General features: G+C 47.0%; 27 protein-coding genes and 2 pseudogenes. 16 read left to right on the forward strand and 13 right to left on the reverse strand.

Features of this window, described 5'->3' with window-relative positions:
• A pseudogene (locus tag AACV78_RS04490) lies at positions 1-170 on the forward strand (photosystem II q(b) protein); the annotation flags it as partial.
• A 677-nt stretch (positions 171-847) separates the two neighbouring features.
• On the opposite strand, the gene AACV78_RS04495 reads toward AACV78_RS04490, so the two are convergent.
• Positions 848-1,054, reverse strand: coding sequence for a hypothetical protein (locus AACV78_RS04495; RefSeq protein WP_194011553.1), 207 nt, complete (start codon positions 1,052-1,054; stop codon positions 848-850).
• A 76-nt stretch (positions 1,055-1,130) separates the two neighbouring features.
• Positions 1,131-2,157, reverse strand: a pseudogene (locus AACV78_RS04500) (IS701 family transposase).
• 164 nt (positions 2,158-2,321) lie between these two features.
• On the opposite strand from AACV78_RS04500, the gene AACV78_RS04505 reads away from it, so the two are divergent.
• Both AACV78_RS04505 and AACV78_RS04510 read left to right on the forward strand, forming a co-directional pair.
• On the forward strand, positions 2,322-2,801 hold the full coding sequence (locus tag AACV78_RS04505; RefSeq protein ID WP_194011554.1) for a tyrosine-type recombinase/integrase: 480 nt from the start codon (positions 2,322-2,324) through the stop codon (positions 2,799-2,801).
• A gap of 522 nt (positions 2,802-3,323) precedes the next feature.
• Entirely contained in the window at positions 3,324-3,974 is a 651-nt protein-coding gene (locus AACV78_RS04510; RefSeq protein ID WP_194011555.1) for a hypothetical protein, read from the forward strand.
• A 20-nt stretch (positions 3,975-3,994) separates the two neighbouring features.
• On the opposite strand, the gene AACV78_RS04515 is transcribed toward AACV78_RS04510, so the two are convergent.
• From AACV78_RS04515 to AACV78_RS04540, 6 genes are all read right to left on the reverse strand, one after another.
• The gene (locus AACV78_RS04515) at positions 3,995-4,840 is read right to left on the reverse strand and encodes a hypothetical protein (RefSeq protein ID WP_194011556.1); all 846 of its coding nucleotides are present in this window, start codon (positions 4,838-4,840) and stop codon (positions 3,995-3,997) included.
• Positions 4,841-4,857: 17 nt separating this feature from the next.
• Positions 4,858-5,799, reverse strand: coding sequence for a hypothetical protein (locus tag AACV78_RS04520; RefSeq protein WP_194011557.1), 942 nt, complete (start codon positions 5,797-5,799; stop codon positions 4,858-4,860).
• Between the two features lie 50 nt (positions 5,800-5,849).
• A complete protein-coding gene (locus AACV78_RS04525) occupies positions 5,850-6,113 on the reverse strand; it encodes a hypothetical protein (protein WP_194011558.1) in 264 nt (87 codons plus the stop codon).
• Positions 6,106-7,746, reverse strand: a complete 1,641-nt coding sequence (locus tag AACV78_RS04530; protein ID WP_194011559.1) for a hypothetical protein — start codon at positions 7,744-7,746, stop codon at positions 6,106-6,108. The genes AACV78_RS04525 and AACV78_RS04530 overlap by 8 nt, the downstream gene beginning before the upstream one ends.
• A 188-nt stretch (positions 7,747-7,934) precedes the next feature.
• Positions 7,935-9,152 carry a hypothetical protein gene (locus AACV78_RS04535; protein ID WP_194011560.1) on the reverse strand — a complete coding sequence of 406 codons (1,218 nt, stop codon included), beginning with the start codon at positions 9,150-9,152 and terminating at the stop codon, positions 7,935-7,937.
• 23 nt (positions 9,153-9,175) lie between these two features.
• Positions 9,176-9,667: a hypothetical protein gene (locus tag AACV78_RS04540; protein WP_194011561.1), complete on the reverse strand. Its 492-nt coding sequence runs from the start codon at positions 9,665-9,667 to the stop codon at positions 9,176-9,178.
• Between the two features lie 183 nt (positions 9,668-9,850).
• Here AACV78_RS04540 and AACV78_RS04545 point away from each other — a divergent pair, with 183 nt between their 5' ends.
• The 5 genes from AACV78_RS04545 (at position 9,851) to AACV78_RS04565 (ending at position 12,038) form a co-directional block, all read left to right on the forward strand.
• Positions 9,851-10,093, forward strand: a complete 243-nt coding sequence (locus AACV78_RS04545; protein ID WP_194011562.1) for a hypothetical protein — start codon at positions 9,851-9,853, stop codon at positions 10,091-10,093.
• Positions 10,094-10,189: 96 nt separating this feature from the next.
• Entirely contained in the window at positions 10,190-10,732 is a 543-nt protein-coding gene (locus tag AACV78_RS04550) for a hypothetical protein (RefSeq protein WP_194011563.1), read from the forward strand.
• A complete protein-coding gene (locus tag AACV78_RS04555) occupies positions 10,729-11,061 on the forward strand; it encodes a hypothetical protein (RefSeq protein ID WP_194011564.1) in 333 nt (110 codons plus the stop codon). Before AACV78_RS04550 ends, AACV78_RS04555 begins: the two co-directional genes overlap by 4 nt.
• The gene (locus tag AACV78_RS04560; RefSeq protein ID WP_194011565.1) at positions 11,062-11,331 is read left to right on the forward strand and encodes a hypothetical protein; all 270 of its coding nucleotides are present in this window, start codon (positions 11,062-11,064) and stop codon (positions 11,329-11,331) included.
• A 200-nt stretch (positions 11,332-11,531) separates the two neighbouring features.
• On the forward strand, positions 11,532-12,038 hold the full coding sequence (locus AACV78_RS04565) for a C39 family peptidase (RefSeq protein ID WP_194011566.1): 507 nt from the start codon (positions 11,532-11,534) through the stop codon (positions 12,036-12,038).
• Here AACV78_RS04565 and AACV78_RS04570 read toward each other — a convergent pair.
• Entirely contained in the window at positions 12,028-12,567 is a 540-nt protein-coding gene (locus tag AACV78_RS04570) for a hypothetical protein (protein WP_194011567.1), read from the reverse strand. The genes AACV78_RS04565 and AACV78_RS04570 overlap by 11 nt on opposite strands.
• Positions 12,568-12,660: 93 nt before the next feature.
• Positions 12,661-13,014, reverse strand: a complete 354-nt coding sequence (locus AACV78_RS04575) for a helix-turn-helix domain-containing protein (RefSeq protein ID WP_194011568.1) — start codon at positions 13,012-13,014, stop codon at positions 12,661-12,663.
• A 194-nt stretch (positions 13,015-13,208) separates the two neighbouring features.
• Between AACV78_RS04575 and AACV78_RS04580 the strand changes: the two genes are divergently transcribed.
• From AACV78_RS04580 to AACV78_RS04600, 5 genes are all read left to right on the forward strand, one after another.
• Positions 13,209-13,364, forward strand: a complete 156-nt coding sequence (locus AACV78_RS04580; protein WP_194011569.1) for a hypothetical protein — start codon at positions 13,209-13,211, stop codon at positions 13,362-13,364.
• 183 nt (positions 13,365-13,547) lie between these two features.
• Positions 13,548-14,282 (forward strand): hypothetical protein, encoded by a 735-nt coding sequence (locus tag AACV78_RS04585; protein ID WP_194011570.1) that lies wholly within the window; start codon positions 13,548-13,550, stop codon positions 14,280-14,282.
• Positions 14,270-14,725, forward strand: a complete 456-nt coding sequence (locus AACV78_RS04590) for a hypothetical protein (protein WP_194011571.1) — start codon at positions 14,270-14,272, stop codon at positions 14,723-14,725. The genes AACV78_RS04585 and AACV78_RS04590 overlap by 13 nt, the downstream gene beginning before the upstream one ends.
• A gap of 290 nt (positions 14,726-15,015) precedes the next feature.
• Positions 15,016-16,248 carry an IS110 family transposase gene (locus AACV78_RS04595; protein ID WP_194011572.1) on the forward strand — a complete coding sequence of 411 codons (1,233 nt, stop codon included), beginning with the start codon at positions 15,016-15,018 and terminating at the stop codon, positions 16,246-16,248.
• Between the two features lie 73 nt (positions 16,249-16,321).
• Complete coding sequence (locus tag AACV78_RS04600) at positions 16,322-17,062, forward strand: GerMN domain-containing protein (RefSeq protein WP_194011573.1); 741 nt, start codon at positions 16,322-16,324, stop codon at positions 17,060-17,062.
• Between the two features lie 478 nt (positions 17,063-17,540).
• Here AACV78_RS04600 and AACV78_RS04605 read toward each other — a convergent pair whose 3' ends face one another.
• From AACV78_RS04605 to efp, 3 genes are all read right to left on the reverse strand, one after another.
• Entirely contained in the window at positions 17,541-17,900 is a 360-nt protein-coding gene (locus tag AACV78_RS04605; protein WP_194011574.1) for an ArsR/SmtB family transcription factor, read from the reverse strand.
• A 65-nt stretch (positions 17,901-17,965) separates the two neighbouring features.
• A complete protein-coding gene (gene accB / locus AACV78_RS04610) occupies positions 17,966-18,511 on the reverse strand; it encodes an acetyl-CoA carboxylase biotin carboxyl carrier protein (RefSeq protein WP_194011575.1) in 546 nt (181 codons plus the stop codon).
• A gap of 185 nt (positions 18,512-18,696) precedes the next feature.
• Positions 18,697-19,254 carry an elongation factor P gene (gene efp, locus AACV78_RS04615; protein ID WP_194011576.1) on the reverse strand — a complete coding sequence of 186 codons (558 nt, stop codon included), beginning with the start codon at positions 19,252-19,254 and terminating at the stop codon, positions 18,697-18,699.
• Positions 19,255-19,635: 381 nt separating this feature from the next.
• Between efp and AACV78_RS04620 the strand changes: the two genes are divergently transcribed.
• The 3 genes from AACV78_RS04620 to thiL form a co-directional block, all read left to right on the forward strand.
• Positions 19,636-20,757 (forward strand): peptidylprolyl isomerase, encoded by a 1,122-nt coding sequence (locus AACV78_RS04620; RefSeq protein WP_194011577.1) that lies wholly within the window; start codon positions 19,636-19,638, stop codon positions 20,755-20,757.
• Positions 20,758-20,991: 234 nt separating this feature from the next.
• Entirely contained in the window at positions 20,992-21,306 is a 315-nt protein-coding gene (locus tag AACV78_RS04625) for a hypothetical protein (RefSeq protein ID WP_194011578.1), read from the forward strand.
• A 122-nt stretch (positions 21,307-21,428) separates the two neighbouring features.
• A partial coding sequence (thiL, locus tag AACV78_RS04630; protein ID WP_194074380.1) for a thiamine-phosphate kinase occupies positions 21,429-22,058 on the forward strand: 630 nt, incomplete at its 3' end.

Consider the following 22,058-nt stretch of genomic DNA (forward strand, 5'->3'; position numbering starts at 1 on the left):
CGATTATCGACTCTCAAGGTCGTGGTATCAATACCTGGGCTGATGTGATCAACCGCGCTAACTTGGGTATGGAAGTAATGCACGAGCGCAACGCTCACAACTTCCCGCTTGACTTGGCTGCTGCTGATACAACTCCTGTAGCAATGGTTGCTCCTTCTATCAACGGCTAAGTTTTAGTCTGAGATTACAAAAAGCGCTCCTAGAAATAGGGGCGCTTTTTGTTTGGGGAAAAATATTTTTTTTGACCTCATTCTTGCTTAGACGTTTTGCACTCATTCCCTTTCAATTAGTGAATTATTTGCGTTTATCTTTGTCTTTCGGTTGAACTTTGCGGTTAACAGATCGAACTATTTATGAAAGAGGTCTCTTCTATCCGTTGAATCCGTTAAATCGGGCTTGCGCGATCGTTGCCCGACTTTCTTTCATGCTGGAATTTTTTACGACTACTATAGAATATAGCGGCGACTAGGCCGATCGACATACTGTGACATACTCCACGCGCGAAACCTCATATAATGGTCTAGAGTTCCAATAGTCGGATTCAGGATATGTGAGACTTGCCGTAAAGAGTTCGCTAGCAGCAATGCAATTGTGTCAATTCCAGAATCTAACCACAGACAAATGTAGCCGATCGGGAGTCGCTCCTCACCGTCCGAAGCACTCTATCTGTAAGGAGTCCCCGCTGTGAGTATCAGTCAAAGCGAGTTAACTCAACTACAGCACGATATCGCCAAGAAGTACGCGCATCTTGGCGCGTACGTAGTCAAGGTCAAAATCGGGAAAGAATGGGTTGATAAATGCTTTCTGCGGTATTGTCCAAACTGCAAGAGGAAACTACCGGAACAGGTCAAGCAGTGGGGTGTTGAGTCTTGTCGCGCGCCTGATTGTGGGTACGAGCGCAACCTGTACAGCGAGAAAGAATGGTCAACTTTTCTTTATCCTTGAGGTCGGTTAAATGCGATCGCCCGATCGCCCCCAGGACTCTCCCCAAAAATCCCCCGAAACCGCAAGCGCTGCGCGTCTCTAATCCTTGATATACTGACAGTTCCAGCACTTCCTACACTCTCGCCACACTCTCACAGGTTAGACTATAGGACTTACGCATTGACAAAAGACATTATCTATGTATTCTAGACTCTAACATCATTGCTAAGGTTCGCCAAAATATGCTCACGGACAACTAAAGTGAATAGATTCCTTTGGACTTCATACCAATTGCTAATTATCTTTTGAGAGCGCATCAACTCCAATTTAATAAATGCGTGAAGTGAGCAAAATATGTGAGTCTTGATCGCCTGAGTATCTCTGACCCTGAACCGACAAATTCCACAGACTTGTTTGATAGCTCTATGAAAGGTTTCAATGCCCCAATGAACATCGTGAATTGTGATAAATTCACTTCGGGTTGTCTCTTTGACCTTTTCTGGCTCTGGCAGGTATAAAATATAATGTAAGCGAGTCTTCTTTTTTAAAATCTTTCCTAAACAATTTTATAAACCCAAATTCTTTCAGATGAGTCACTAATCCTTCATCGGGAATCTCTAAAGTCCTTACCTGGCAATACTTCCGCGGCTCATTTGAGACAGTTCTGTTTTTTTCAATTCCGAATAGAAAACCCAGTTTCTGGTTTCTTAGAAATTTTAAGTTTTCTACTCCTGAATACCAACTATCTCCTGTCACTATTCTTGGTTTTACTCCCCAGCTTATTATTTCACTTACCATCTCTCTAAAATAATCGTTTTTTGTTTTCCCCTCCTTTTTGTCATATATTCTGTAATTAATTGGTACTGAATTTCCATTAATATCGCTGTAATATAGAGTAATTAAATTTAAGCCAATAATTGTTTGATGGGCTTTTCCTGACCAAAAATAACTGATTAACTCGGCATTTTTCGGGTCGCTGTAAATTTTTTCTATAACTGTATCGTCTACACTTAGTATTCCTCCTGCCAAGTTAATAATTTTCTCGATGATCTTGAATAAATCTTTCGGTTCATATCTCTCTCTCAACAAAAATCGATTGACGCTATCATGTGAAACGTCTCCTAATATCTCTGCTAACCTATTGCACCCCCCAAACTTTGGCTCTGAGAGTAAAAATAAGGTGTAAATGTCTAGATTGCATTGCGCTGTCGAGGTTTTAGTTATTTTTCTGATTGTCTGATACCCGTTAGTAGAGGTTCCCTCTTTATCAATGCACTATTTGGTTATTTTGTCAATGCGTAAGTCCTAGACTATACAAAATGTGTGTTATGTAGAGTAGAAGCTCGAAAAATAACGCAACTATAAGCCTTTGAAGTGCGTGAGACTACCAAGATTTTATGGCTAATTGTAGAGGGGGCCGACTGACCAATCTAGAACTCCGAGACAGGGAATATTTACTAGAATCCGAGATAACGCGCCTATTGACGGCGACAAAAGCAAACAAAGACACTTTTCTCGCTACTCGCAACTACTTGATTATACTACTAAGTTATCGCCACGGTCTCCGCATCAGCGAATTAATCGGTTTGAAGTGGGAGCAAATCGAATTGGAGGAAGCGCGCATCCATATCAAGCGACTCAAGGGTAGTAACTCAGGAGTTCACCCCATGGCGGCGGATGAGTGCCGATACTGTTCCAAATTGCGATCGCGCCAACCGACAAAATCGCCTTGGATTTTCACCAGCCGGACTGGGTTGGTGCTTACCCGCGACGGAGTGACAAAAGCTTTAGCGGCGGTTTGTGCGATCGCCAAACTTGAAATACCTTTTCATCACCATATGCTGCGGCACAGTTGCGGGTATTCTTTGACGGCATAAGGTAACGACACGCGGCTGATTCAAGAGTATCTGGGGCACAGGTCGATCGAGCATACCGTCCGATACACCGCGTTAGACCCCGCGAGGTTTAAAACGTTATGGGAAAAATGAAACCGCGACAAGCTGTTATAGAATACGTTTATCGGCGGGTTCTATCCTGTAACAGGTCCGATCGAATTTTTTACTGCCTATTGCTTGTCATTGGAGTGCTAGTTGGAATGCTAGTAAGGTGCTAGACAATAATGCTTTGCAAGGAATACTCTATCCGGTTGTGGAAAACTGAATGGGAAGGGAAAATAATTGACGGTTTTTTTACTCAATCAACGGTTTCGCTTACCGCGATACGAGAGAAGCTGCCAAAACCTATAAATATATAGCGCTAGTTGTTGAAGAAGACCCCCAAGGAAGCGGGGAATTGTGGGGCGGTTCCACACCATTAATTGCGCTCGATCTAGCAAAATTTAGTATTGACTTGGAAGCTAGCAACAGGCAGCGATGGGATGCACGGGAGAAAATGAAAATATGGGATCAACATTTAAGAGAACGTTTCGGCAAGCGGTTAGAGAATATCTAAGTACAACTTTTCCCAGCGAAGCGAACCGCGCAAAGGTTGAAATAGAAAAACTCGTTAACAGTGTTACAGAGTCCAATGCGCGCGAAACAATTCAATCAGTTTTGGCAGAATTTGGAATGCTTGCGGGATGGCTAGAAAATCACTTCACGCCCGGTTCGTTCTTCACCGATCGCGGTTGGGTGTTTGGCTGGTATTATTCGGAACAATTACAAGCGCGACCACTACCCCTTAAAATTTCGGCGACCTATTTTAAAGGCATCGCCAGAAAGGTAGAAGTTATCCAAAACCGCGACGGGTTCCGTGTCGCAGAATCCTTGCCGTTTGTTGACGGGTCTCCAGTCGAAGTTCCACCGGGGAAAACTCATCTTTACGCGCGGTACGGATGGGCTGCTGCTGTACCGCTGCCATGGCATCGCACTGCTGACAGTCTGATAGTCGATCGCACAATTCTTAGCTGTGGATTCGCTATTGCCTGGAAGTGGTGGCCGGCTGCTGCCAAACATTATGCGAATCATCCGCCGTCGCCACTGCTGGAAGACTGCAAACTTAAGAGCGAGCCTGAAAATTGCCTGCCCATGGGTAACGGTTGGTTGTCGTAAAGTGCGATCGCCTTTCAGCACTAACTCTTCTCCAAACACTTGCGGATAACTTCCCTAACATCCGTCGGTTTGTAACCGAGCTGGATTTTCTGACCGGTGTCAGTTCTGATATTGAGCTCGCGGTTTTTCTGTGCCAGCCGAGAGTTGAAGATTAAGAACCACGCGGGAAACACTCTTATCTTCGGTTTGGTCGATCGCACTTCTTCGCCATGCACCAGTCGCAAAATCCGAGATTTGCTCAAATCGGCAGCGCGCTCTACTAACTCAGTTGCCGCTCCTTTTGAATTGGCATAGGCTTTCATCTGGCCACCTTTGCCGATTTTTGCATCGGTTGTTTTGTCGCCCATCAATGCGACCGCATAATGCCCCCCGTATGTGTAACCGTTTTCGCCCCCCGCTGCTGCCAAAATATTCTCCCACGTGCATTTACTGCGGTGGATATTTGGGATTGTGAGGAAAGGTCTCGGCGGCGGTTTGTCGCCGAGCTTCTTAGTTAACTTGACAGGTTCGTAGGGCCGCTTGCCTGAAAGCCTCCAATGGATCTGTACCGAAACGGGGGCGACGTGCTGTTCCACATAGTCACCGTAGGGATGTCCCACGATTTGAGCTAAGTCAGCGCGGGAAAGCTCGGCGCGGATGAGTTGCTGAATTGCCGGCAGAAGGCTCGCTTGCAGCGCGATAAACGGCTGACTGCCAGAAATCACGATTTTAATAGGATCATCTTCTTTGTCGAGCGTCAATTCATAAACATCAAAATGGGATTGATCGGACGATTTGTTGCTCGACTCACCGTCAATGCGAGTGAAAGTAATATCACTTTTAGCTAAAATTCTGGCAGCTTTTGCTTGTGTTCGTTCATCTGTCATATTAAATGCTCCCGTATCTAGCTATAAGCGACAAAACGGCGGATAACAGCCTCTTTGGTTCCCTCTCCAAAACCTTCCCCAAAATTTTCTAGAAAATTGCCTAACGCGGCATTGTCTTTTTCAACAGATTGGTAGAACTCGTTGACCTTCTCGCTGATAATTAACGGTTTACCAGTTCCCCAGCTAGCAATAGCTTTGTCAACCCATGGAATGCCAGTTTTGACGTTTTGCTTTGCCCATTTCCTAAAGTTCATGAACCCAATCGAAAACAAGGCTTGTTTGGCGAGTTTGAAAATGGCCCAGCCGATTGTGCTGAGCTCTTGTAAGATTTCCTCGCCAGTGTCCGACTCGTCTTCTAAAACCAAAAATAACGTTCGCATTGCGTTGCGGTCTATTCTCAGCTTTGGAAGCTTGTCAGCGCCAATGATGAAATTAGCAAGCGAGCGGCCTAAACTCTCCCCGGCAACACCCGCAAAGTTGATAAATCCTTGGTTGAGTTCCTTAAGCAATTGGTCATCGCTCTTGTTGAAGTCAAAATTGTAAATGACTTCCCCAGCAGAGACAGCACCCTGAACTAATCCCGGCATGATGCCAGCGAGAGTTATTCCCCCGATGGTTCCCGCGCCCGCGACAGCAGCGGCGACAGCCGCCACCCCAGCCGAAACAGCACCGACAACAACACCGCCGATTAAGATGACGGCGACAGCGCCGGCCGCCACAGCGATCGGATCTTCTTTGAGCCAATTTTTGAAAATATTCCAGTCGCCGCGGCCGATGGCCGAGAATAGCTCTTTTGCCCCATTGACCATGTTGCCGAGTAAGTTTTTTACGTTCAGTAGACCTCGCGACAGGATGCTGCCAATTTGACTGCCGATACCTTGAAACCAAGTACCAAGATTCAAACCGAGAGAGATTGCAAGACTAGAATTTTCGGCAGTTACGCCGGCCGGTGGGTTCATGGTTTTTTATGTCCTTTGTTGTTGAATGTTCTAGTGAATAGTAAAGGGTTTTATAGCTTCGGATTTCGCTTGGTTTTGGTGAGGCGCTTAAACTTTTTGGTTTTAGCTTGCGGTGCTTTAATTGATGTGGTAGAGCCAATGAAATCTGCCTCTACCTCGTCGAGATAATTCTCTAGATTGCCGACACCGACAGTTTTTAAAATATTAATTCGTTCCATAGCCATCTCGCGGCGAAGTTGGCGAACATCGTCTCTTACTATTCGAGTAAGAAAGACCTTAATATCTCCTTGAGTAACTGTTGAAGTTTTAGCCATTATTATTACTGGGTAGGTGTGCCTCGATACTTTCTAAAATTTCCTTGAGCGAACGACTTCTGGGGTGAATGTCAACGGTTTTTATCTTGTTTCTCTTGACTTGTAAAAAGGTGGGCAATAGGCTTTCTGTTGCCTCGTCAGTATTTAAGTCAATCTGTCGTTCGTTCCCTTCTCCGAAACCTTTCCCTATTTGAACTTGTACGTTATAGGGAGTATCGACTGTTTCTATTTTGGGGATTAACTCTACCCCCATACCATCTAAAATTGCATTTAATCTATAGATTGCATCGGCGAGGCCGACCATTGTCTGGGTTGCTGCGAAGCCGTTTCGGATATCCATATTAGTGCTGACATTTCCGTCATCTTTAACTTCTAGCAGTGCCTCTGCTACCGCAGAAGCCCACCCCGTCGCGTTTAAGTATTTAGCCTTAAACTCTTGATCGCCGGCTTTTGCCGCGTCCGCGTCTTTGATATTGACTCGTGGCTCAAATATCATCCCGTGCGCCATCATCCGCATGAGACACTGGGAGATTTCATAATAATTTTTAGCTTGAGTGACGCTTGCCGGGTCGCATCCGGGAGCCATAAAAGTATTGGAAACTGGAAATTTGTCCTTGAGCAAGCGGTCAACGGCAAAGGCTTCTTTGATATCTTCGAGCATATCCAAAATTTCTTCGCAACAATCTTTCATAGGGGGCTTGTTTCCTGTAGGTAAAAAAGGGCCGGCGGGTTTTGGCGTTCCGACGATAATATAATCAACGGGTTTATATGTAAAAGTGTAAGCATTTCCATACGTAAACACGCCTGGAAAGCTAAGATATTTTGCATTATTCCTATCGTTCGTCGCGATAAAATTCTTGATGTTGACACCTGTATCAAAAAAGCCTCCAAACTTACCATAGAAAGAAGTGTCATAACTCTGCACTGCCGCTATTTCGGCATTAGAACCAAATCGCGGATCGCCCCTGCCAAGGATAACTGTCGATTTATAAACATAAATATTTTTTGGTGTCCTATAGCTAGAAGTTTCTCGCTCTCCCCCGGTCGGACTCCAAGCTATTTGGCGCGTCACTTGCTCAAAGGGTAAATATTGCGCGCTAACTTCTTTTTCTTCTTTATTTGCTATAGTAACTCTTGATTCAGACAATCCGCTAATTTTTCCGAAGGTATTGTAAGAAGTCCGCCGAAGGGTACACGGAACCCACATAAGCTCCGCTGTTGCAGGAATCGCAACACCTACATTCGGATCGGGGTCAACTATTGGTTCCGGTGGCGGTTTTGGCGGCTCTGGCAGTTTGCAACCTGGATCGGGGTAGCTTCTTTGGGCAACAATTATCCCAGCAATTGATTTAACCTCGGTAACAATGCAGTCCTTCGCTTCCACATCTACCGCAAAGCCACCGATTCCGATGTGGATGGTGCCGCCCTCGCGACCCCAAGTAATTTCTTGCCCCAATAGCCCGACAGATATCGCGCCGCCGTAGTCGGTTGTCGCACCGACTGATGCAAAACCGAGGTCTATTTCGATTGAACCACCTTCTGTGTTGAGCGTGATTTTTCCCTCGCTCTTTTTGCCGATGGCGCGGGTGATTTCTATTTCCGGATTTTCTGTGTTGAAATTAATCTTACTCATTGGACGATTTTAGGGTTTTAGGTAAAAGTGAAATAAAATCTATCACTTTTAAACTTTGTGGAATCGGCAACCTGCAATAATGTCCTTAGAAGAAATTGAAAAATAATTCAAGCTGCGTCTTGTTCTTTTTGTACTAAAGTCTTTCATACACAACTAATATTTTTGCGTTGTACTTTGCCTAAAACCTGTCACTGTACGTACTCTATAACGGCAAAAAAAGGCTTAGACAAAATTTCTGCCGAGCTTGCGCTTTCATTCGTGACATTTACATAGGTTGTATCTGTGGCAATCATTGTTGAATAATTAATTTGTCTGCCATTCAGAGCTATTGTGTTGTTCGTGGCGTAAAAAACAACTCCGGTGATATTAATAATTTTGGTACTTGTTATGCCGTGTGCTACTGAAACTGTCCCCCCTTGTGTTGCGGCAGTAATTCCTGTTATCAATTTTTTTTTGATTGCTACGTTGTCACCTAGCGCAATAAATCCTGTAAAGCTAGGCGAGTTTAACGGTGCTTTGCCAGCAAGTGCAGTCGTAATGGTTGCTGCAAAGTTGGCATCGTTACCGAGCGCCGCTCCTATTTCGCCGATCGTGTCGAGCGTCGCTTGTGTGGCCCCACCCAGCAAAGAAGCGATCGCAGCGCTTACTTGCGCGGGAGTGGCAAAAGTTGACATCGGAACTTGCTCCACTACTCCCGTGCCTGATGTCCTACCAAGCAATGTGCTTGCTGACAAGTTGGTTAGCCGACCATCCAGTGCCAATTGGAGCGTCGCAAGCTCTAGCCGCAATTGCCCTACATCATCATTTTTTTTTGAGTCGCCGGCGATCGGGTTAACGTCAACAAACACGGAACCTTGCGCGGTAATTCTGTCGCCGGTTTGGGGAAGCGTCGCGTTTGTCGCGGTGTCTGCTATAAACTGAATCCCGATCGCACATCCGCGACCGGGTGCGAAGTCCTCCATCTGGTTAATGTAGGGCAGAAGTTTGAGAGTATTAACCTGGTTCCCGGAATTTTGGATGACTTCGGTATTCAGCCAGATCCAATTGTCCGACGGCGAGGTTTTCCCGTAGATGAGCATCTGGCATTTAGGATAGGCAGATTGCAGTTTCTGCATTTCCGTCACCCGGTCGCGCAATGTCGATGTCCGCTTGACATCGGCGGCCGGTGTCTGGGTGCCCAGCGAGGGCAAGTAATAAGTCAGTGCCAGACTGCGGACTAAAACCGCAACCCCGACATTTTCCCAAGTTAAGTGTTGAGTTTCCGCTGATGGCAGACCTAGCGATGAGACATAAGCAGCTAGCGCGGCTTTAGCCGGTGCGGCGAGCGCGTCCACGTCCAAAATTGTTTGGATGGTGCTGTTGTTCTTGATCGGCTCAACGAGCGAGTGAAAAGTATAATCAGCCATTTAAGTATTCTCGCTTAGCTTTCTCACAATAGATAAGTAGCGGCGTTAATCGAGATTCCCGTCGCGGTGGATTGTTTGGCATAGGGGACGGTGAACGAACCTGTCAGTAAATTTCGGTTGAAGTTTACGCTCGCTGTCACGTTCTGAACTTTCTGGGGATTTTTACTAAAGTCGTTTTGCAAGGTCATCAATCGGCCGACGACTTGCATGAAGTAATCAATAGCCAAAGGTGCTGTAAATGTTCCCCCTGTTCTAGGGGTAAACGTACCCGATGGAAAACCTCCCGCGTCCGGGTCGCCAACTAAATTTAAGTTAACGGGGTCATTGAGTTTTACCGGGACGCTAAAATTTCCCGAAAAAATTAGCGTATCCGAGTCATAGGCTCCAGAGAAGAAATTAGTAGTGTTTACCCCTGCCGATTCTAAGGTTTGGAAGTATTCAATTAATTGAATAAACAGTCCCTCAATTGTGGTTGCTCCAAATGTTGCCCCCGTTCCAGGAGTGATGTTTGCCATGTATTAATTTAGTCATTTCTAATAAAGGTACCCCTTAAATAATACTTCATTCTGTTGCTGTGGCAAGACTTACAGAACCTTAAGGTTATACAAGTCCATCCGCTAAATTATTTTAACTAAAACCCTTGCCACGCAAGGGATTGACGCGCTAAAATTCAAAGACACTTCTAAAGATAGAAATCTATGACAGAGCTAGCCGCCAGCAATCTCGTTTCAACAACAGTTGAAGACGCAGTCCTTGAAATTTTAGGAATGATTGCAGACTTGCAATCGAACACCGCAACCAATCCGCAGAACAGAACGATGATTACATCGTTCACCCAAAACGAGTTAACGGGAACCATTTCGGTTACGCTGACAATCCCTTCTACTGTTACTCACACCGCAGAAGTACGGGTCGCAAACGCTACAGAATTATTCTCCTAATTCTTTGCTTGAGTTGCTGCCCTCGCAGCAATAAATATTGTTATTAATTGTCAGATCGAGACTGACTAACAAATCAAAACTACAATGGTTTGAAAAATGGCAACAGCACCACAAACAGCAGAGCAATCTAAAAAAGAATTAGACGAAGTAGCGGGAAAAAAAGGCACGCAGCGGGTATTGGTGCAAGCATATCTCGAACCAACTACTTACATCAATTTTTACGTCCGAGAAGATTTCTATAATTATTACGGCGTGAAAGTAGTAGTCGCGTCTACAGCAACCAAAGCTGAACCGAAAAGACCGGTCAAGACAGGTTCAAAGGTTACCAACAAAGGTAATGGAGTTTCTTATTCCAACAAAGGACAGAAATTGCCAGACAAGAAAATTAAAGTCCCCACAACTGGCGGGGATGCGCCGCTGGTTAATTCCAAGGGAACCAAGCGTAAAAAATGGATGACATTCCGAGTTCCGACTTATATGTCATCCGCTGCCGTTGCCTTGTGGATTAATACGGCTTTTGATGCGAACCGAAAACCAACTTATTTTATGTTGGAAAGCGGAACACGGGTGAACATCGACTCGACTCTTGTGGAGCCGTCCAAACTCAAACCCCTCGCTTCCTTTAAGAGTGGTGAATGATTACTCCGACTTTCTCGGGGCAATTTTATCGAGATGTCAGTTGGGAAGTCGAGCCGATTCGCTTCCCAATAGATTTATATTTACCCGTTGTTTTGGTGCTCATTTCTTCGCCAACTGCCAAGGCATCTTGGCGAGTTGCCGGGGAATTGGTGCAGACTTTCGGGTTGCTTGGGGAATTGGATATTGAAGGTGGATCTATTATTTTGCCGCTCAACGCTTGGAAACTGATAAACTTTCCCGAAGTTGAGGGTCAGGAGTATTACTCTTTAAAATTTTATCCCAAGCCTTGGGTCGGCTTTATTGACGTTCAAATAAAACAGTCATTATAAATGCAAACTCTTACATTGATCTCAACTTGCTTGAGCCTGTTTGCCGCCGTGTTGGCTATTTGGGTTGCTAACAATTCGGGAATTAGGCGGTTGGTATTAATCCAAAAAAGGCTAGATGCTTCGATGGGACTAATCGTGACTCTACAATCGCGGGTTAATGATTTAGAGAAGTTTGCCTCGGTTAATCATGGCTATCATATCCGAGACGGAAAATCTCAGATAGAGAAATTCTTTAAGGACAGTTACGGAGAGAGCGATACGGGTTTTTAAGAGATTCTGATCGTGAGCGACGTATGGAGTTATCGGGTTGTTGTTTTCGCGCTTTGTTTGATATCAAGTTCTGTAACTATTGGGGGCATCTCGCTAGCATCTCAGGACAAGAAGATGCCGCAAGAATTAACAGCCCTGGCGAGCGGGTGTATCGGCGCGTTGATTGGTTTGCTCGCTCCATCACCTAGGAGGAATTTAGAATGAAAATTCTAAGTGTTCGTCATTTTTCACAATTAGACAATGTATACCATCCCGAAGGAACCTGCAATCTCACTTCGGCGGCTATGTGTTTGGATTATCACGGCATCCGATCGCAAAATCCAGCGCGCCAACTAGAGGACGAGTTGTGGGAGTACGTTTTTGACCACAAGCTCAGCCGCCATTCCGCCCAAGACATAGCAAAAGTTATCCGAGCTTACGGCTGCCAAGATGACTTCACCTGGAACGGATCGATCGAGGGAATCAAGCGGTCGATCGACCGCGACAACCCGTGCATCCTGCACGGGATGTTCACGCGGTCGGGTCACATCGTTGTGGCGCGGGGCTACAACGATATAGGGCTAATGGTCAACGATCCCTACGGCGAGTATTTCAGCACCGGATACGACACGAGCGCCAGCGGCGAAAACCTGCTCTACAGCTACGAGCTGATCGAGAGGACTTGCGCCTTTGACGGTCAGTTCTGGGTGCATTCTATTACCAAGTGATGCGACCGCTCCAACTGCGGATGCGATCGCAAATATCGACTGCTGGAACTCCAGCAGCGGAAAGTTCCATCACTTCGGCCGCTCTCTGCTGGGCCAATACCGAGTCGGTGTTTCCGCCGGGAATGTGAACGTGTTTGATTTTGCTTCTCTGTCGGTAGGAGAATCTGAAGTATTCACCGCCCCGCGCGGTGCCCTTGGCTCGGTACCGGGAGACAGACTTTGTTACAGAATCATTTAGGGGAATTGATTCTGTAACAGGTTCCGGTGTTACAGAATCATCTGGGGGAATTGATTCTGTAACAGGTTCCGGCATCAGGGCGAAGTCGCCGGGGTGAAGGTAAGCCCATTCCTCTGTCCGATCGCTCCAAAATCGGATGCTACCGTCAGGATGAACGGAATCAACTAGGACGACTTCCCCTTTTTCCCAGTCAGGGGCACTGCTAGTCTTGCGCCGCAGCTTCACCCAATCGCCCGGCCGAACAGTTCCGCCGCCAGAGGGCGCATTGAACAAACTTAACTGCTGCTGCATCAAACCGCTCTCCTTTCTCGCTTGCCTCGCTACACATAAATCTGCCTCTCATAGAGAAAGCATTCATGTGTAGCGATTATTTACAGAAGCGCGTCAGTTTTGCCGATCGCGCATCCGCCTCAAAACTTGATAATCTTCGGGTAAATCCTCTACCCTCTCAATACCCAGTTCGGCGGCAATTGCCTTTAATTCGATCAGGCTGTAATCGCAGGGAACTTCCGCTACATCAAGGTGCATTGATTTCGCTAAGGTTCTCAGCGAAACTCCCAATTTGCCAGCAACCAAAGCAGCGTTGTCAAGTCGGGGTATTTTACGGCCAGCAGCCCAAGTGTTAATCGTCACCTCGGCAATACTGGTATCCCGGCTTAACTGGCGTTGAGTTGTGCCCGCCGCTTCAATCAAGTTTTTCAAGGTCTCTTTTTTCTCGTTACCTGTGTCTGGATTCATTTTACTATAGAATCTATACTTTAGTATTGACATATTAGAGTGTCTGTACTAAAGTATGGATGGCTAGATACAACAAAGAGATTCGGCTCGGCCGCGCGAACTTGGTTTAGCTAAATCTCTGCGTTAAATCTCCCATAGATTGCATTGCATACTCCAACAATGCGGGGCGAGCCCCTCGCCCCTTCTTTTAAATCATGCACATTTACACACGCGAACTGCTAGACAAGCACCTGCTGCCGGAGCTCAAAGAGATAGCTAAGGAGCTCGGCATCGTACCCGCTGGCAACAAAGCTTATAGAGAAACTTGGATTGCGGCACTTGTGGACCAGCCTTTTCCGCTGTTTCAGTAGATCGCCCCCGAAGCCGAACCAGACGGTAATGCCGCGCGCCAAAGCGAGAAGCCGAACACTTGGGCGCAGCGGGCGTTTAGGGCGTACCATGCTGCGGCCGTCCAACAGTACGAATCCGAGTTCGGCGCGCCGTTTGAAGATACGAACCTGCACGCAGAACTTGGTGAAAAAGGACTAGCCGCAGTGTTCGTACCTGCGGAAAATTTCCTCGATGCCGATCTAACCCAGGAGCCGACAGAGAATTCCCCCGGTGTCGATCTAGCCCAGGAGCCGACAGAAAATTCCCCTGGTGTCGATCCAGTCCAGGGCGCGATCGGGAATCCCGACCTGGCAGATGCGCTTGCAGAAATTGCCCGACTGCGAATGCGGAATCAGGAATTGCTGGAACAAGTGCGATCGCAGTCTCAGACAATTCGACACGCCAAAGACATCTCGCCGGTTGAGAAGCCGAGTTTTAAGCGAGTTCTCGCGCTGGCCGAAGCGGCTCTTCTCAACCTCTCCAAGGGCGAGAGAGGTGCTTGGTTTTTGAGCATGGGGCATCTCAAGCGCAAATTCGGGAAGCTGCGTCACATCTGGGACTTGTTGACAGCCGAGAACTGGTACCTGTCGGATTTGTTTCCGCCATCTCCACCTGTGGTATCAGAACCGCTATTCCCCCTGAACCACAGCAAATATGGCGCTGTTCCGTTTTGCGATGACGACTGGATCGACAGTTACGCGCTCGGCTTCGCCGGTGCGGAGTCGAGCGGCCGGTCTCCTCCAGAGGTGATGCGATGTAGAATTTTGCCCGTATCTCACATTCCCATCACTTTGCTTCCAATGAGATCGCCCGATCGGGCGATCGCTTCCTACCACCAAAAACAACAATGGAACCGCCAAATACTTTTACCTATCGGCATTCGGAAATGCCGCCGATAACTGACGAAATGAAATCGGAAATCGCAGAAATTGATTTTAATGCAGCGAATCTGATCCTGAAATTTCAGGGCAACTACCGCGCGCTTTCCGAACTCGCAGAAACTCTCGCCGACAGCTTGGACAGTTGCGAAATGAACTTGCAGTGCATTCAAATTGTTTCCGACGGTGACAGTGAGGGCCCTGCGCGGGCGATCGGCTTAACGGACTTGCCTGTAACCCAAAAGCGAATAATAGTTTCTACCGCCCTCGCCTCCACAGTAGCGATCAAAATACTGAGCAGCCTACTCGAACGCGATTTCGATCGAGTTGCAACTGAGGTTCGATTAGTAGGTGAGTCCGAGTACGGACACCTCGACGCAGAATCAATAGACGAAATTCTCGAACAGCTAACCGAACAGGTGAATGAGTCTCCTGATAAAAAGAGTTTTGAGGTCGAACTCTAAAATCTAATATCAAAAGCGATTGATGGTTCAATTCAATCGCTTCTTCAAGAATTCGCTTCTTCGAGAATTCGCCCTATCAAAAACTACTTCTCACCCTTAATAGTACCATGAATTCAAACGCAAAAAATAGAAACAAAATGGTCAGAAACCTCGTCGCAGACTGCGAGAGAATGTTCGGCGAGGCTTTCGATCGAGACAAACTGAAAGAGACCCTTCTTACTGTTGAACAGGCAAGAGCAAAGGGCTATCTCGGTGTTCACAAAGTTCGCGATCGCTGCTTATAGGAAGTAATGTTAAAGGTAATAGGAATTGACGTGTCCGCGCAGCGCGTGGATATTGTTTTGCTTGAAAAATTTCCGACAATCGCACTCAGAGATTTTTATCTATCCCCTGAGTTTGAGCAAGTTCACTCGGTGTACGAAGTGACGGAACTTGAACTGCTACTCGAAAAAGTGGGAGACTCGCCCGCCGTGGCGATATTGGAAGGCACCGGCACTTACTCTTATTACTGGCGCAAGCATCTCAAGAAAAACGGGATTCTTGTACTCACGGCGAACCAGGGTATGGTTAAATCGACTCGCCGCAGCTTGGGAGGAACTGATAATAAAGACGATCCGTTTGACGCTCTCGTGATGTGCGAGCTGTACCGCCGCCACTACCTCGAAATTTACGATCGGCGCTTCTGGGTAAGGGAACTCGATCCGAAAATTGAACAGATGCGGCGCGCGCTGCTAGACCTCAAAACCACGACGCGCAAGCAAACCAGCTTTATTAACTCAATCAAAGGCCGCCTTGCCTGGGAATATCCAGCGCGCGCGACAGTCAAATCGGAGCGGCCGAACGGTTCGCTCGAAAAGGGAAAACCGCCGGCATTTTGGGCGTGGCTTGCCGATCGTGGGGATTTTTTGAACAAGAGCATCCTCTCGCGATTCAACAATCACTACCAGAAGGAGCAAGGGTGCGATCGGGCAAACATCTCCGAAATGACGCGCCAATTTGCATCGGCGCTTTGTGACCTTCACGACACCGAGGCACAAATTGAACTCAGACTAATCAACCTACTTTGTGAACCTGACTTCGATCAATACCATCGGGCGTTCGATCGGTTTGCCTTCGGCTACCGCGAGCGCGGATGGATTCTTTCTAGAATCTTCCCCTTTGAAGATTTTTTGTGCTTGCCCAAGAAGCGAGCGCTCCGAAGATTCCGGCAAGCTTGCGGTCTTGGCAAGGTTGAGAAATCTAGCGGCCAAATCAAAGCCGGTCGCGGCGGGGGAAACTGGACGGGATGCGCCAACACGCGATCGACTCTTTGGACTTACATCAACTGTCGCATTGAGCCGCAGAACGCCAAAGGACGGAGTTACACCCCTGTCCAATTGGAACTGCGAGAATACTTCGTCGGTCGCGCCTTCGAGGCAGATGGAACCAAAAAACGCGGCGGTCGGCTAGCAGACGCTCGAAATGCCAGTTGCCGAAAGTTGGCGGATCTAGTCTTCCGGGAACTTTACAATGAAATGAAGTAGTTTATAAGCAAGCGGTCAACGGCGATCGCTTTTTACTAAATCAAACTTTCAAAGTGTGCGGAGGATTTGTATTATGAAAGATGGACCAGAAGTAAGCCGCATCTCCACAGCAGTCATTGCCGGTGTTTGCGGGTTCGCTTTAGCAGCGGGAGGGGGTATTGCCTTGTGGACGGCGAACCGTTCGCCAAACTCCGCAGAGACGCACTCCTCCGCTCCGACTACCGCTCCGGCGCTGTCCCCAACTCCTGCAGAATCCCCTGCTGTAATTATTCCCGTACCTCCTCCCAATCCTGTTGGGGTGCCGCAGGCTCAGACTCCACAGACTCTGCCACAGCAGGCTCTGGTTTCCAAGTCGCCACAGCCAAAGCCTTTGCCGGAGGCTGGTGCTCCAACAGTCCAAGTTTACTGGGTTAAAGGGGCCGGCGGCAAATTTGAAGCAGTTCCTACGAAAGTAGCTGTCAAACCTGCTGACGAGCCTGATACAGCTTTAGAAGCTGCTTTTAACAGTTTGTTGGCTGGGCCCAAGGATGCAACTGTTTATAGCGAAATTCCCCAGGGGACAAAACTCCGCAGTTTGAGTGTCAAGAATGACGGAGTTTATGTCGATTTGTCGGCCGAATTTACTTCGGGCGGAGGCAGCACTTCGATGACTGGCCGGTTAGGGCAAGTTATCTATACGGCTACGAGTTTAAAACCGAATGCTAAGGTTTGGATTTCGGTGGATGGCAAGCCTTTAGAACTTTTGGGTGGCGAAGGTTTGGAGGTTGCTCAGCCGAGTACCCGCCAAAGTTTTGACAAAAATTTTCCTCTTTAAAAATTAGGAGTCATTAGTTATTAGTCATTAGTGCTGTCCCCGCTTGCGAAGATCATCGATCGGAATGAAAAAAGTAGGGATTGATAACTGATAACTGATAACTGATGATATTTTTATATTTTACAAAAAATAATATTTTCTGAGTGCAGTGCGATCGTGCAGCTAAGTGTCCCGCTCGTTTGTCAGGTATAATTCCGCAGTTACCGGATTTGATATAACTGATGGCTGGGGACTAATGACGTTTGCTATTCGGGGGCGATCGCACTTGTGACTAATGACGTTAACTGGTCGCTTTCCCAGAGCCTGGAAACCCATGTAAGCGAGGCAGAGCCTCCGCTGTTAAAATCGGCAGAGCCGAACCATCTGCCATGCTCTCGAAGAGCATGGTAAGGAATAGTCCTGCAAATCCTGCAAGGATTGCTGTAATGACTAACAACTAAGGACTAAGGACTAACAACTAACAACTAACAACTAAAAACTAATTTTTAGTATTTGATGTCAGGCTAAATGCTCTAAAGTGCAGGGCTTGCTCTTCGATCCTGGTAGCAAGGCGATCGCACACCATATTGCACAGCTCAAAAATTAACTCGTCCTGCACCTTATAATAAGCTGAAGTCCCTTCGCTCCGGCGAGTGAGGATACCAGCTTGCACCATAAGTTTGAGGTGCTTAGAAACATTGGCTTGACTCGTTTGAGTAGCTTCCACCAACTCTTGCACGCATTTTTCGCCGTCGCGAAGCAAGTTCAAAATTCGTAAACGCATTGGTTCGCTCAGGATGCTGAAATACTCAGCAACTTGTTGCACAACCTCTTGCGGGACAGGCTGGGATGACTTCATCAAACTCACCGGAGAGAAGCGATTTGGAAATATTAGGATTTATTCCATAACAATAAAGTAATCTTTCAATCCGGATTAATTCGCATCAAAACTTGACCGTATTCGACAGGTTCCGCATTTTGAACTAAAATTTCCATCACTTGACCGGACACTTCATCAGCATCAATTTCGTTCATCAGCTTCATCGCTTCGATAATACAAACTGTCTGGCTGACTTTGATCCGATCGCCCACATTAACAAAAGGTGGCTCATCGGGGCCAGCAGCGCGATAAAAGGTTCCTACCATCGGCGAGATAATTGGCACCCATTTGGTATCGACAGGAGCAGAAACGGCAGCAGAAACGGCAGCAGCAGGAGCCTGAGCCTGAGCCGCTCCTGAATTTTCGCCAACAGCATCCGGTGATGCCACAGTGGAGCTACTAGCAGCACCCAAGGCGATCGGAGCGATTGTCGCAGCAGCAGGGAGCGCTGCAGCGGTGCTTGGTTCGCTGGCTAGAATGCCTTTGCGTACTGTCAGTTCAAGCTCCCCACTTTTTAACGTCAGTTCCGAAATGCCTGTTTTGTCTAAAACAGTTAGCAATTCGCAAAGCTGGTTTAAGTCTAATTCCACAGCAAATTAAATGGTAATTGAGAATTGATAATTGAAAATTAGGAATTCGGTGCAGCCAGGAAACTCACCGAGTTTGGAGACAAAAGGGATAGTTTTTAAGCTTTGAGCGACAAGTGTGGAATTTTTAGCTATTTAACTTAAAACTCTAAAACCCAAACTCAAAACTCCCTTTTCCTCCGTCGTTTCTACTCTCGACCGAGGTACTTGTCTTCACGAGTATCAATCCGAATCCGCTCTCCAATCGAAATAAATAGAGGCACCATAATCTGAGCGCCGGTGGAGAGGATGGCGGGTTTGCTGCCACCGGTGGCAGTATCTCCTTTGACTCCGGGATCGGTTTGCGTCACTTCCAAGACGACAGAGTTGGGCAGATCCACTTCCATGATTTGGTCATTCCAGCGAAGGATGCTGACTTCCATTCCTTCAGTGAGATATTTGACACGATCGCCTATTTCCTTAGCACTGAGGCGACTTTCCTCGTAAGTTTCCATATCCATAAAGACAAACTGGTCGCCTTCTTTATAGGTATGCTGCATCGAGCTCTTTTCGAGATTGGCTTGAGGCATAGTCTCCCCAGCCCGGAAAGTTTGTTCTACTACGCTTCCTGTTTGGACGTTTTTTAATTTTGTCCGCACAAAAGCTGAGCCTTTTCCTGGCTTAACGTGGAGGAATTCGATAACCCGCCACACGCCGTTATTCCATTCAATTGAAACACCTGTTCGGAAGTCGTTACTGGAAATCATATAAAAAATTTTTGCGGGCAATCCCGTCGCCGGAGGGCACGGGGGAACTACAGTCAGTCGATTTTAGATTTGCCATTTTTCGATTTGAGATTTACTGGTGGCTGAGTGAGTCACCAAAGCAGGAACCTCGGTCTAAAATGTTCGATCTCTCCACGACAGGAGTCTGGGGATTGTATCAGTTTTTGAGCAGTGTCAGCTTAAAGCCGCAGTCTAGCCGACGGCATCAAAAAGCAATTGGCATTTTATTTTACCGTTGAAAGGGAGCAACTTCTGTACCGAAAGCTAAAAAGCTCTCTCAGGAACGAAGTTTGGGAACGGATGTAACGGTTAGAAGGCGGGCAGCGCTGTGGGAAGATAAAAGAGGCAATAAAAGTTAAAGTTATGTTGCATTTGCAGAATTTCTCGATCGATAGGTGCAAGCGCTTGGTCAAAACCGTCGCTTTAGCACTCCTGCTGTTCTCACTCTCCCTGAGTTTCAGTGAAGTATCCCATGCCAAACGCCCCAGCAGTATGCCTGCGGGGAATGCGATTACCGACGGCCGGGCGCTGCTGCGCTTAGCTTTACCGATTGACAATCAGACTGTGCGAGAATTGCAAATCAGTCTCGAAGATATTGGCAACCACATACGTTCTAAGCGTTGGGGACCCATTAGCAGCGATGTCAGCAAGGCTTCAAGGATTCTCAACCTGCGGGAGTCAGATATTTTAGCGAGTATTCCCGAAGCGCAAAAGCCGGAAGCTGAGGCGCTAGTCGTGCGAGTCAAGGAGGGAGTTGCCCAACTGGAAAAGGCTGTTGAGGCTAAAGACAGGGAAAAAGTGATTGATTTGAAAGCCACAATCCTCGGTTCGGTAGGCGAAATCCAAGAGTTGATGGTGACAGAGTTTCCGTTTGAAGTACCGGCAAAGTATGCTAATCTGCCTCAACTGAAAGGGCGCGCTACTGTGGCTGTGGAAACTCAAAAGGGAAAAATGACTCTTGTGGTTGACGGTTACAGCGCGCCGGTGACTGCTGGTAATTTTGTGGATTTGGTCGATCGAGGTTTTTATGACGGTTTATCGTTTATTCGATCGGAAGAATCCTATGTTTTGCAAACGGGAGACCCCGAAGGCAAGGAAGTGGGTTTTATTGACCCAGCTACTGGCAAATATCGGAATATTCCGCTAGAAGTGCTCGTTAGGGACGAAAAAGAACCTGTTTACGGGATTACTCTAGAAGATGCGGGGCGCTATCGCGACGAACCTGTTTTGCCTTTTTCGGCTTTCGGTACTGTGGCGATGGCTAGGGAAGAAGCCGATCCCGACAGCGGTTCTTCTCAATTTTTCTTTTTCTTGTTTGAACCTGAACTTACGCCCGCTGGTTTGAATCTGTTGGACGGTAGATATGCTGTTTTTGGTTACGTGACTGAAGGAAAAGAGGTTTTGGAGCAACTGAAGCAGGGAGACAAGATTGTATCTGCTAAGGTGATTAAAGGTAAGGAAAATTTAGTTCAACCTCAAGTTTGATCGGCACGCAAACAAAGACGGCGATTTAAATCGCTAGCAACACGATCGCACAAACAAAGCCCGCTTCTGCGGGCTGCAAGAATCCATTAAAACGGTGATTTAAATCACTTCTACAAAAACAAAGCCGGCCTCTGCAGGCTGCAAAAATTTATTAGATAAGTAGAAGTTGAATTAACATCATTATTTCATTTAGTTTTATTCAGTGTTATTCAAACTCGCAATGCAATCGATTTTATGGCAATTTTAGAATTTTTATTGGTAATTGGTTTGGGCGGATTCGCAGGCTTGTTGATTGTCAATAATCTGAATGAAAGCAAGCAAAAGCGACAGTTGGATGAGGCTTTTTATCAGTTGTTGGAAAATCAAAACAGTCAGATGTCGCTGATTCAGTTGGCCGCCAGCGCTAGGGTGGAGGCTGAAGTTGCTCAGGAGTATTTAAACCGACAAGTGAAGATTTTTTCTGCGATTTTAGAGGTGGATGATGAAGGAGATACTTTTTATCGATTTCCTAGGTTGCGCTTGCCGCCGAGTTCGGGTAAGGAATGGTAATTGGGAAGTTATTGGTTATTGGTTATTGGTTATTGGTTATTGGTTGTTGGTTATTAGTTATTGGTTATTGGTTATTGGTTATTGGTTATTGGTTATTAGGAAGAAGGCAGGAGAAAGAAGGCATGAAAATTAAGGACATCGGAGAACAGGGACTTTTAACAATTTTGCAGAGATTTTGCCCTGCGGAAATTGTGGGAGATGATGCAGCAGTCATTGCCGTTCCAGCCGATCGCTCTTTAGTTATTACTACTGATATGTTGGTAGATGGAGTGCATTTTAGCGATCGCACCACAGGCCCTTATTATGCAGGCTGGCGCGCCGCAGCGGCAAATTTGTCGGATCTCGCGGCAATGGGAGCAACGCCTCTGGCGGTGACGGTAGCCCTGGCTGTGGCTGCGGATACGGCTGTGGATTGGGTGGAAGAGTTTTATCGGGGGATGACGGCTTGTTTGGAAGTTTATCATACGCCGATCGTCGGTGGGGATGTGGTGCGATCGCCCGTGGTGACAGTTGCGATTACTGCTTTTGGACAAGTTGAGTGCGATCGTACCATCTGTCGGTCTAATGCGCGATCGAATTGGGCGATTGTGGCGACTGGCGTGCACGGAGCCTCCCGCGCGGGATTAGAATTGTTGCTGAATCCAGAATTTGGGCTCAATCTGGAAAAGGGCGATCGAACTTCTCTAATTCTCGCTCATCAGCGACCTACACCGAGACTGGATGTTTTGCCGATTGTTTGGGAAATTTTAGAT

The sequence above is a fragment of the Tychonema sp. LEGE 07196 genome (assembly GCF_963890365.1).
In the GTDB taxonomy this organism is placed as follows: Bacteria; Cyanobacteriota; Cyanobacteriia; order Cyanobacteriales; family Microcoleaceae; genus Microcoleus.